The sequence below is a fragment of the Faecalimicrobium dakarense genome, from assembly GCF_000499525.1.
GTDB classification, from domain to species: domain Bacteria; phylum Bacillota; class Clostridia; order Peptostreptococcales; family Peptostreptococcaceae; genus Faecalimicrobium; species Faecalimicrobium dakarense.
On sequence record NZ_HG529324.1, the window covers coordinates 1 to 11351 of the forward strand.

The following is an 11351-nucleotide window of genomic DNA, read 5'->3' on the forward strand; positions in this document are numbered from 1 at the left end:
TAGGAGCATCAGCTCCTACCTCATACTTCGCAATATAATAAGATTGTGAACTATATTACTCTAATAACATTTATACTTATACTCTACATTAGGCTTTTATTGCTTATTTATCACACAATTTTATAGCAAAGACTTGTTAGATTACGAATTAATCTTTATAATCTACCCATTAATATTAGAGCTATATTCCCACGTCTTACCTTTATCATTACTTACAAAATAAATAGTCTTATTATTATCTCTAAGCTTAACAGGTAAAATTCCTTTATCATTTTTAAACTTAGGTGTGAGCGGTGTCGCATAATCAGAAACATACTCATAAGGAAGATGTATCTCTAACTTTTCCCAAGTAACTCCAGCATTATCCGTTCTATATACTGTAGGATTATTTTCACTTTCATATCTAAATCCAACAAATCCTATCTTATCATCTAAAAATCCTATTCCTGTAACTACACGAGAGTAAACTTCATTGGTATTACCTATTTCATTCCATGACCTTCCGCCATCTTTAGTTACATATATATAATTATACTGCTTACCCATAGCAGTATCAGTAGTCATTGCATAATACCCAACATCATTTGAACTAAATCCTATAAATAGCTCTCCACCTTGATAAGCATTTTGTAAAACTACTTTATTCCAAGATTTACCCTTATTATTACTAATAGTTATTAATATATCTGATTCATTTGTAGATATAAATGCTATTTTCTTACGTGATATATAATAAGTATTTTTCTTTAAATGCATACTATTCTCCTTAGAATAATTTGATATTGCATATTCATTTGGAATAGGTACATCTACCCACGTTTCTTTTTATCATAACTTAATTTTATTCCATCTGGTTCTATTGAATAATATATTCCTGCTACTTTTTTATGCTCTGATGTATCCAGCTCTTCTTTTGTTTTATTTAATAATTCCTTATCTTTATCTTTATTTGAGTAATTTACTAATTTTAATCCATCTATAGTAGCGCTATTACCTTCATCAACTATCTTATACTCATTATTATCATTTTTTTTGATTCTCATTGTACGCTCTGTTGAAGTGTAATCCCTCTCACCATCTACATCAATGTCAATTTCAAAATATACTTTAGCTAAGAATTCATTTTTATCCCCTGCTATTATTATTATTTCTGTTGGTTTATATGTAGCATTCATATTATTTTTAGTGTAAGACTCTTTACTTTCTTTTACGTATTCTTCAAAAAATTTATTAGTAATATCAATTAGTTTATTCATTTGTTTCTTTTGGTAATTAAAATATAAAGGAATTGATATTAGTATTACAGCAAATATAATTATCCCCATTATTATAAATCTTTTCTTTTTATTCATTTTTACATCCTCTTATCTAAAATTTCACTTTCTTAAGTTAGACTCTTATAATTAATTTGAGTTTTTTTACATTATTTATTCAGCCTAATTTATAGATACCTTTTATTATTAGACCTTTATTTTATATAAAACGTTTTAAAAAATTTATTTTTTATTATAAATTTTTAAATAAAAACTGGGTATAGGTAGGTTTGCCCTACTTATACCCAGATATATTTAACTGCTTAATTTATTATGTTTTAGTGTAATAATAGCAGAAGTAATAATTAGAATCATACTTAAAATCCACGGTTTAAGTTCAAAATTATTAAATAATAGAATAGCTCCTGCTAGTATAAATAAACTGTACTTAATTAAAAATAATATTGAGTTTTTTGATAAACTTTCTATATAAATTATTCTTAAACATAAATAAACCATTCTAATACCTAAAAAACATAATAAAACTCCTAAAAAATCTTGTATTAAATAATAATAATGAAATTCCATATAAATTACTCCTTATCTTATAACACTTAAAAACAATGTGTATTTACACTATTTTAGATAGTTGTATTTTTTAATTCCTGTTCTTCATAAGCTTTCATTGTAATTCCAGTAACACCATATATAAATGATATTATTGGAGTTATCCAATTTAAGAAACAATACGGTATAAACTCAAGCGGACTAACTCCCAACGTCTGGCTAGAAAATATTGCATTAGAGTTCCATGGTATTAATGGTCCTCCTAATGTAGCAGTATCTTCTATTATTCTAGATAGGTTTTCTGGTTTTAATTTAAATTCTTTATATAAAGGAGACATTACAGTCCCAACAAATACAGATGTAAACATCATAGAAGAACTAAATGCATTTGCAAAATAACTAGCAACAAATGTAGATCCAACTAATTTAGCTCTAGAATTACCAATTCTATCTATCATAGGCTTTAATAATACTTCTAAAAATCCTGTTTTTTGTAGTATTCCAGCTACTATAAATACTATAAATACTAATAGCACCGTTTCAGCCATACTCATTATGCCACCACGATTTAATAGCTTATCTGCATAAGTAATTCCAGTTTCTATAGAGTAACCATTAAGAGCATAGTTTAATAAATCTCCAACTTTTTGACCTTCTTGAACTACCGCTATAAAACCTCCTAAAACAGCCGATGATAATATAGAAACTATAGGTGGCTTTTGAAGTAATAATAATACAAGTAAAAATATTATAGGAATTAAAGATACAACTCCAATATTAAACGTAGAACTTAATACTTCTTTTATTTGATTTATTTGATTATAATCTATAGCATTGTTAGCATATTTTAATCCTATAACTGTATATAAAACTATACATATTAGATAAGCTGGAACAGTTGTAAACATCATATGCTTCATATGTGTTATTACATCAGTTTTACAAATAGCAGCAGCTAGATTTGTAGAGTCTGATAATGGAGACATCTTATCTCCAAAAAATGCACCTGATATTATAGCACCAGCTGTAAGACCAGCAGGAATTCCCATACTATTACCAATACTCATTAGTGCTATACCAGAAGTTCCTAAAGTACCCCAAGAAGTTCCAGTAGCTAATGATGTAAGAGAACATAATATTAATGCTGTAAGTAAAAAGTACTTAGGTGTTATTATTGTAAGTCCACTGTAAACTACTGTTGGTATTGTTCCACCTGCAATCCAAGTGGCAATTAAAACTCCAACAGAAAGTATAATTATGTTAGATTGAAAAGCACTCTTTCCAACTTCAAATCCAAATTCCTCTATTTCACTATTAGTGTATCCTAAGCTCATAGCAGCAGGCACTACTATTAGCCAAGATAATAAAAACATTGTAGTTATAGATGCTTTAAATACAACCATACCAAATGTAGTTAAACTTATAATAGCAATCATTACTAACATTGCAAATTTAAATGTAGGTTTTCTTTTTTCTATATTTTCACTCATGATTTTATCTCCTTTCGATTTTCAATATATTTATTTTGAAATAGCTTTTTTAATTCTTTCTAAAGCTTCTTTAACCATTGATCTAGGACAAGCTAGGTTTATTCTTTGGTAATTGTGACCTCCAACCCCAAAAGATGAACCATTGTTTAAAGCAACTCTACCTTTTTCAACTAGAAGTCTATTAAGTTCATCATCATTTAATCCTAATTCACTAAAGTCTACCCATAATAAATAAGTTCCTTCAGGCTTTTTAACTTTAAGAGAAGGTATATTTTCTTTGATGTAATTTATAGCAAAATCCATATTACCTTCTAAGTATTCAAGTAGTTCTTCTAACCAATCTTCACCATGGTTGTATGCTGCTTCTGTAGCAACTAAGCTAAATGCATTATTTCTTCTTATATCAATTCTAGCAAATGCAAAGTCTAGTGCTTTGTAATCATCTGTATTTGGAAGTATTACATATGACATTTGTAAACCTGCTATATTAAAAGTCTTAGTAGGTGCCATACAAGTAATACTATTTTGAGCAAATTCTTCACTTATTGAAGCAAAAGGTGTATGATTATAATCTTTAAAAATTATATCGCTGTGTATTTCATCTGAAATAACTTTTACATTGTGTTTAATACAAATGTCACCTAATTTTTTTAATTCTTCTTTTGTCCAAACTCTACCAACTGGATTGTGAGGATTGCAAAGAATAAATAATTTAACATCTTTGATTTTAGATTCAATATCTTCATAATCCATAACATAACTTCCATCTTCTAATTTTTTTAATGGACTTATAACTAGCTCTCTTTCATTGTCCTTAACAACACTATTAAAAGGACTATATACAGGTTCTTGAATCATGATTTTATCATTTTTGTTAGTCATTTCTTGAATTATTAAACTTATAGTCGGTATAACACCAGGGCTATAAATTAACCATTCACTTTTTATATTCCAGTTATATCTTTTAGAAATCCAATTTACAATTGACTCATTGTAAGAATCTGGTCTAGTTGTATAACCGTAAATTTCTTGTTCTAATCTACTCTTAAGAGCATCTATTATACAAGGTGCTGTCTTAAAATCCATATCAGCAACCCACATAGGTAAAAGCTCATTAGTTCCATATTTTTTATCCATCTCCAACCATTTTGCTGAAAAGTTATTGCTTCTGTCTATTACCTCATCAAAATTAAATTTCATAATTAAATTACCTCCTATATAATCAACTTTAAAATTAGTTTTTAAATACAAAAAACCCCGTCTCTAATATAATAGAGACGAGGTATACTCGCGGTTCCACTCTAATTCAGATATAAAAAAAATATATCTACACTCGAAAATTCCAGCACTAACATGCCTAATCACTATAACGGGTGATCCCGGAGAACTCTACTGTTAATTCGAGCTTCTGCTCCAAAGTGCACTTCACATTCCTTCTAAATAGAAAACTCTCACCAATGTTTTCCTCTCTGTGATTTTCCAAAATGCTACTTTACTTTTTCAATGCATTTATAACCTACTAATTTGGTATGGATTTATATAAATCATAATATTATATATTTTAAAAGTCAATCTTTTTTTTAATATTTTTTTAATGAAAAATTTAATTAAATTATTCTAAGTGTTATATAATCATGGTATTTCAACGACTTCATAGCTTATTTTAAATTTTTTATATAATCATAACAATCATCTATTCCATTTAAATAATTTTCATAAGTTTGCTTTATCGCTATATCTGGTTTAACTCCTCCAACATGATCTTCTTTAAGATTTATACTGCTACAAGGATGTTTAATCATTAGCTTAGAATTTGGTAATGTTATAAACTCACCTTCAGTACCAAACATATTTACATTTCCACCAGTTTCTTCACCCACTACAGCTGCACCTAATTCACTTTGTAATTTAAATGCTAAAATAACAGCTGCTGAGCCTGTTTTTTTCCCTGTTATAACAAATATATCTTCGCCTTTTAAATTAATTTTATATTTTAATTCATGTGTAAGAAAATCAACAAGTGACAGCTTTCCTCCAAGATTATCTCTTAAATCTATAACAAGCTTTTCAAATTTATTGTTATTTATCTTATCTATAAGTTTATAGTGAAAGTCATAGTAGTTTGGATAATTAGACGCATTTTCTTTATCAATATTTGCTCCCTGATTTGTAAAAATTTTATTATATTTAAAATATAGCAAGTTATCTTCTTTAAATTCTTTAAACCAGTAAAAATCATTTTGTTCCTCTATTTTTTCATTTATTTTAGACTCTTTCTTATCTAAGTTTATATAATCTACATCATCATTTTTTATAGCTTTTACTTTTAATGTTATTTCTTCTTTCTTATCATTTTCAAATACATATTGTGCTTCATCACTATCAACTATTTTTAAAAACTTTAGGTATTCATATGTTGGCATGTATTCTTTTGCTCTTTCCTTTGCAAATTGGTCATTGTCATAACTAATAAGAGTTGATACTTTTTTTATTACTTCATCTGTGGGTATATTATTTATAGATAATAATTTATATCCTAATATTTCTTTATACTGTCTATCACACTTTACAGCTCTTAATTCATCTTCAAAGTATTCAAATCTAATTGGAAATTCAAATATTTCCCCAAGGGTTATTTTTTCCTTACCTATAGGTGTAAGTAAATTTAATATATCTGTGCTTGTGTGTCCATCATTTATTGACGATATAATCTGTGATATTGCCAAAGAAATGCTAATATCTGATAGTTTTTTAACCTCTGATTTGAGTTTTTGTAGATTTTTATTCCATGTTTCTTCTGATATGTATCTAAATAGATCAGGATGTTTTATTCTTAGATTTTCATCCATATAGTCGATGTCTTCTATCCATTTTTTATTTTCTAGTGTTTTCTCTCCATCAATGGATATGCTACATCCAGATAAAACAATTGCTGAGAATATAAAAATAATAAAAATTATTTTTTTCATAAATATCCTCCACATAATTCTTTTTAATTACTAATCTTTAGTCCATAAAATAAAATATGCGCACTAAGGCTTCTAATGGATTTCTAAAATTCCTGCACATGAAGAAATTTGTGTGTATGTTGAATGAATGCCTTTATTAAATAATTGTGGTACAATTTTTTCTTCAACCATGTATATTTCATCTTCATCCCACTTATTGCTATTTATATCTTTGCAATTAATCAATTCACCTTCTGTCTTAAATGCAATATCAGCAATTATTATTTTACCATTTTCATTTAATAAATCTTTTAAATTACTTACAAACTCAACTTTTTTATCATTATCCAAATGATGAATTGCATAAGAAGATATAATATAATCAAACTTTTCTTTTTCTAGTTGAGAAGGTATACCTAAGTTAAAATCCCATTTTATAAACTTTCCATTTGGCATTTTTTCCTGCGCAATATCAATCATACCTTGTGAAAAATCTATACCGCAAATATTTGCTCTCTCTGAATATAATTTATTTGTTAGTAGTCCAGTTCCAAACCCTATATCAAGCACGTTAATCTCTTCTTTATTTTTAATTAAATTGTATACATAACTTAGCACGCTATAATATCCATCAAATGGATATTCATTAGAACCTTTTTCCACACTTTTATCATACTCTTTTGACCATATATCAAACCCAATATTATCTAGCATTTTATCCACTCCTTTTCAAGTTTACTCCCTATATATAAACCATGCATACTATATCCTATAATACTTCTATCTTCACAAGTATCTAAATGGTATTTAATCCATAAATCAAATTCTTTATCATCAAATTGATTAACTTCATTTCTAAGTAAATCAGATACTCCATCAGTACCTAAATGATGCAACTTATTTATTGAATTAGAACTCATTAAAGCTTCAATTTCATTATAATTTGAAAAATAAAAAACATCTCTTGAATCACCAAACTCACAGCCATGTTCTACTACTCTTTTAAGCTCCATATCATTTATATTATCTTTATTTCGATGCACCATCTTTATAAATTGAGAAAGCCTATTTGTATATGATACAGCTAATATACCTTTAGGTTTTAGTACTCTTAAACACTCTTTTATACAAGTATCTCTATCCTTTTCTGTTGTAAGGTGATATAAAGGTCCTAAACACAAAATCACATCAAATGTATTATCATTAAACATGCTTAAATCTAATACATTTCCTTGAATTATCTCTATATTACTTTCATTAGAACTAGATTTGTCTTTCATTATTTCTACATGCTTTTCACATAACTCTAAAGCTGTCACATTAATCCCTTTTTCACTATAGTAAAAAGAGTATCTACCAGTCCCTGCTCCAACTTCTAATATCTTATTATCATTTTTAATGTACTTATCTAAATAATTAACTGTTGTAATAAACTCAACATTATGAGCCTTATCTTTTATTAATCTGCTATCTTCATCGTAGTCTTCGTAATACTTTTTTAATTCTTCAAAAATATTTATAACTACCACCAACCTTTTAATTTATTAATTAAATAGTAGTATATAATATAGTATTTATGCTATAAAAATAAGATGTTAATTATTCAATAGTTTCCAAAACATTTTAATTCAAAATAATTAAAAATAGTTGCACATCTTTTATATCTGTTATATATTATATATAACAAGTATAAAATTAAACTCTAAAGGGGATATGAGTATGTTGGATAAAAAAATACTAAATAAAAATGATTTAAAGGTAAGTTTTATATTTATGATTTTAGCAGGATTAGGAGGACTATTGACAGGATTATATCAACTTCCACTTTTAAGCCCTGAGCAACTTCAGGGAATGCCTAACGAAATTTTCATAAGTATATTTACAATTCAAAGTGCCCTATTATATGGACTTATTTTAGGATTCTTAGGATTAAAACTATCTAGAGCAACAAACTTAAACAAAGGATTATTACAAACTATATTCACTGAAAAAAAGTATAAATTCAACTTAGGTAGTGCTAAACTAGCAATATTATTTGGATTTATAAATGCAGCAGTAATCACTTTATCTGAAAAATTCGTATTTGCTAAATTAATTCCAGAAATAGCTAACTCAACTTCTACATTTTCACCTTTATATTTATTATCTGGGATAGTGTATGGTGGGATAGTTGAAGAAATCATGCTAAGATTATTCTTTATGTCACTAGTTACTTTTATATTATATAAAATATTTGCAAGAAAAAAAGATAAGCAAGATATACCTCAAAGTTTTTACTGGATTTCTATAATAATATCAGGTTTAGTATTTGCTCTAGGGCATTTACCTGCAGCTTATTTAAGCTTTAATGTAACGTCTATTGTACTTTTTAGAATTATATTTATGAATGCTTTCGCAGGAATACTATTTGGATATATATATTGGAAAAAAGGCTTTGAATATTCTATTATATCTCATATGTTTTCACATATATTTATGCAATTATTATTTTTACCTATACTATTTTAAATCATTTATATACTAAAAATAAGCAAAGAGGCTATTTAAATTAATTAGCCTCTTTGTTTATTTTTATAATTCATAATAAGGTTCAATATGAGTTATAACCTGAATATTTATTTTAATAAAGAAGTAATTTCACCTAAATAATATATATTTAACACGTGAAGAGCTCTTGTACAACAAGTGTAAAATAGTAACCTTTCATCTTCACTATTATAATTTTTATTACTTGCATCATATATAAAAACTACGTCAAATTCAAGACCTTTAGCTAGATATGAAGGTATTACTAATACGCCATTTATATAATCATCATCATCTTTTGTTATAGATACTACATCGATATCATTTTCTTTTAACAAACTATATACATTTTTAGCTTCACGTGCTGTTTTTGTAATAATAGCAATAGATTTATAATTCTTTGTCTTGTAATCCTTTATATCTTTAATAAGCTTTTTATTCATATAATTTTTATCTGTAAAACCAATAACATTAGGCTCATCACCATGTCTTTCAACATATTCATCACTTACATTTTCATTTAGAATATTTCTTGAAAATTTAGTAATTTCCATTGTTGAACGATAACTTTTAGTTAGGTTTATTATGCAAGTGTCATTCTTTGATATATTATAAATATTATTATAATTTCCAACGTTCATAAATGGATTAATTGATTGATTTATATCTCCTAATATAGTCATATTGGCAGACTTAAAAAGTTGATAAAATATTTCATATTGTAGTGGTGTGTAGTCTTGTGCCTCATCTATAATTACATATTTAATTTGTGATGTATTTAAAATGTCCCCAAGTGCAACCTTTAAGTATAAAAGTGCAACTTGATCTTCATAATAAAGAATCTTTGCATTTAAGTTATCTATTGTATAATTCTTTATATGATCTATAAAATTCTTATCATATTCAATATTTATCTTACTTGAAATCGTACTTAAATTTTTAAATAGTTTTTTATAAATCTTAATTAAATTAAACTCTGTCATTTGTGAAATTTTAGCATATATCTCTTGTAAATTTTCTTTTACAATAGAAGTGCTTTTCTCTACCATTTCTTCTTTATCTATAAACTCTCCAGACTCGTCAAGTTCTTGATATACTTCATCAATCCAAGCTTTTTCATATGGCTCAACAAGAAACATTATTCTTGATTTTATTTTTTGAAGTCTTCTTTTAACTGGTAACTTTGAATAATCATTTATAAATAACTTTTGTATATCTTGTGATGAAATTATTAATTCACCTCTTATAATAATATCTTCAAAGTCTCTAGATATTGTTTCTAAGTCATTTATATATTGTTTTAAAATATTCATAAACTCTACTGATGTCTTAAACTTTATGTTTTTAATTCTATCTTTATATGTTAATTTTTCATTAGAATCAAGTATATATTCCATCATCTCTGAAGAAGTCTCTTTCTTAAATTCGTTACTTAACTCTTTATGCATGTAGTCTTTAAATGTTGTTTGATACATATTATCCTCACCAAGTTGAGGTAATACATTTGAAATATAGTCATTAAAAATATTATTTGGAGAAAATATTATTATATTTTGAGGTGTTATCCTATCTTTGTGTTTATATAGTAAATATGCAATTCTATGAAGTGCTACAGAAGTTTTACCACTTCCCGCAGCTCCTTGAACAATTAGATGTTTACAATCTTCATTACGAATTACTTTATTTTGCTCTCTTTGAATAGTTGTAACTATACCTTTCATTTTATCATCAGAGTTTTTACTCAAAATCTCTTGTAGCATTTCATCATCAATACTTAAATTACTATCAAACATATACTCAATTTTTGAGTCATTGATTTTGTATTGTCTTTTACCAGTAATTTCTCCAGAGATTATACCTTCTGGACATTCATAGCTTGCAAGGCCAGTTTCATAGTCATAAAACATACTTGAAATAGATGCTCTCCAGTCATATACAAGAAAATCATAATCTTCATCAATAAGATTTGATAACCCAATATAACACTTTTGAGTAAAATCTTCATTTTCTTCAACAAAGTCAATTCGACCGAAATAAGGAGATTCAAGCATTTTTTCATACTTTTCTTCAAGTTTTTTAGTAAATTCATGGCTTCTTTTCTGATTTTTCATAGTATCCATAAATGACATGAAGTCTGAAAGTTGGTCTAATCCATTTTCTATAGAAATAGATCCTAAGTCATTCCATAGTTCTCTTTGTGTTTCTCTAGCCTCTTTTTCTAACTTACCTTTAGCATCACGTTTTTCATCAAGTTGTCTTTTAGCCTCTTTAAGAACTTTTTGCAACCACTCATTTTCGAGATTCCATTCATAATTATTTAGACTCATCGTATATCCTCCTTTATTATATAAATTAACTTGTTTAATTCACTCTATCAATTATATAGAAATGGAGGTATATTCCCAGTCTTTTAAAAAAAAATTACTTATGGTATAATTACAGTGGGAGAGAAATAAGACACTCTCTGACCATGAAAATGTAGATTAAACTATTTTAATTGTTGTCACATTTTGACTTGTCAATATTAGTATTTCCAAGGGTTTATACTATTACTAAATAAATTAAAT

The 11351-nt window shown here is 26.7% G+C and carries 10 protein-coding genes and 1 other annotated feature; of the genes, 1 reads left to right on the forward strand and 9 read right to left on the reverse strand.

Annotated features, from left to right (window positions below; translation table 11 throughout):
- Nucleotides 1-162: 162 nt before the first annotated feature.
- The 8 genes from BN899_RS08410 to BN899_RS08445 all read right to left on the reverse strand — a co-directional run bounded on the left by BN899_RS08410 (nucleotide 163) and on the right by BN899_RS08445 (nucleotide 7787).
- On the reverse strand, nucleotides 163-756 hold the full coding sequence (locus tag BN899_RS08410) for a WD40/YVTN/BNR-like repeat-containing protein (RefSeq protein ID WP_042274597.1): 594 nt from the start codon (nucleotides 754-756) through the stop codon (nucleotides 163-165).
- A 53-nt stretch (nucleotides 757-809) separates the two neighbouring features.
- Nucleotides 810-1352: a hypothetical protein gene (locus BN899_RS08415; protein ID WP_042274599.1), complete on the reverse strand. Its 543-nt coding sequence runs from the start codon at nucleotides 1350-1352 to the stop codon at nucleotides 810-812.
- Nucleotides 1353-1568: 216 nt separating this feature from the next.
- Nucleotides 1569-1841, reverse strand: a complete 273-nt coding sequence (locus BN899_RS08420; RefSeq protein WP_042274601.1) for a hypothetical protein — start codon at nucleotides 1839-1841, stop codon at nucleotides 1569-1571.
- A gap of 53 nt (nucleotides 1842-1894) precedes the next feature.
- Nucleotides 1895-3310 carry a Na+/H+ antiporter NhaC gene (nhaC, locus tag BN899_RS08425; protein ID WP_042274604.1) on the reverse strand — a complete coding sequence of 472 codons (1416 nt, stop codon included), beginning with the start codon at nucleotides 3308-3310 and terminating at the stop codon, nucleotides 1895-1897.
- 30 nt (nucleotides 3311-3340) lie between these two features.
- Entirely contained in the window at nucleotides 3341-4510 is a 1170-nt protein-coding gene (locus BN899_RS08430) for a MalY/PatB family protein (RefSeq protein WP_042274606.1), read from the reverse strand.
- A gap of 70 nt (nucleotides 4511-4580) precedes the next feature.
- Nucleotides 4581-4823 (reverse strand) — a binding site (T-box leader).
- A gap of 145 nt (nucleotides 4824-4968) precedes the next feature.
- Nucleotides 4969-6279: a S41 family peptidase gene (locus tag BN899_RS08435; RefSeq protein WP_042274607.1), complete on the reverse strand. Its 1311-nt coding sequence runs from the start codon at nucleotides 6277-6279 to the stop codon at nucleotides 4969-4971.
- 72 nt (nucleotides 6280-6351) lie between these two features.
- The gene (locus BN899_RS08440; protein ID WP_042274609.1) at nucleotides 6352-6972 is read right to left on the reverse strand and encodes a class I SAM-dependent methyltransferase; all 621 of its coding nucleotides are present in this window, start codon (nucleotides 6970-6972) and stop codon (nucleotides 6352-6354) included.
- Entirely contained in the window at nucleotides 6966-7787 is an 822-nt protein-coding gene (locus tag BN899_RS08445; protein WP_042274611.1) for a class I SAM-dependent methyltransferase, read from the reverse strand. The genes BN899_RS08440 and BN899_RS08445 overlap by 7 nt, the downstream gene beginning before the upstream one ends.
- A gap of 190 nt (nucleotides 7788-7977) precedes the next feature.
- Here BN899_RS08445 and BN899_RS08450 point away from each other — a divergent pair, with 190 nt between their 5' ends.
- Complete coding sequence (locus BN899_RS08450) at nucleotides 7978-8766, forward strand: CPBP family intramembrane glutamic endopeptidase (protein WP_042274612.1); 789 nt, start codon at nucleotides 7978-7980, stop codon at nucleotides 8764-8766.
- A gap of 107 nt (nucleotides 8767-8873) precedes the next feature.
- Here BN899_RS08450 and helD read toward each other — a convergent pair whose 3' ends face one another.
- Complete coding sequence (gene helD / locus BN899_RS08455; RefSeq protein WP_042274614.1) at nucleotides 8874-11111, reverse strand: RNA polymerase recycling motor HelD; 2238 nt, start codon at nucleotides 11109-11111, stop codon at nucleotides 8874-8876.
- Nucleotides 11112-11351: the final 240 nt, after the last annotated feature.